This is a genomic window from Xanthovirga aplysinae, from assembly GCF_009711365.1.
In the GTDB taxonomy this organism is placed as follows: Bacteria; Bacteroidota; Bacteroidia; order Cytophagales; family Cyclobacteriaceae; genus Xanthovirga; species Xanthovirga aplysinae.
Genome location: NZ_SMMB01000208.1, coordinates 1 through 683 on the forward strand (window position 1 = coordinate 1; position 683 = coordinate 683).

1 protein-coding gene is annotated in these 683 nt (G+C 35.4%); it reads right to left on the minus strand.

The window, feature by feature from the left end:
• On the minus strand, window positions 1-468 hold a 468-nt coding region (locus E1171_RS00425), incomplete at its 3' end, for a nuclear transport factor 2 family protein (protein WP_155203027.1).
• Window positions 469-683: the final 215 nt, after the last annotated feature.

Consider the following 683-nt stretch of genomic DNA (forward strand, 5'->3'; position numbering starts at 1 on the left):
TTCTTTTATTAATTTATCCTCATAATAGCCGGTACATACAATAGTGGCAGAACTTGTTGTTTCTGCTACCCAGAAATTAGAGTTTGAAGTGGCGGTTTTTCCATTTTTATCTATTTGGGAAATGACTGTACCTGCAAAATGACGTTTGTTATTGGTGATACCTGAACCGTGCCATCTTTCCAGTTTCTTGCGGATTTCATCATGACCTGTAGCAATGCCGAAAGGACTTTCATAAACTCCGTTTTTAGCAAAAGTATTCACGTAGCCTTCATTGTCATGCAAATCGACATAAGCCAGATAGCTGTGAAGTAATTCCCGGATTTCCATTTGATCCTTAACATGTCCCTTTTTAGAGCTTTTATTTTTTTGTGCATTACTAGGCGTAACCTTAAAAGAAGTTATCGCTAAAAGCATTATAAAAATAAGTATTCTGAATTTTTCACCCTTTAATTCGCTCAATCGCAACATAGTTTTGTTTTTTAATTTGATAAAAAAATTAAGTTTGTTTTAAAAAAGTGGGGCCTAAATAAGTCTAAAGCAGCTGCCCCACTTTTCAGGTATTCCATTTTTATTTTTTCCAGTCTACGGCATTAAAGTATTCTACCCACTGGTCGATAGGTGCACTTGGGTCTAAAAAGTGTTTACGGTGAAGGATTTTCCACTCTCCGTCTTCTTTTATTAAT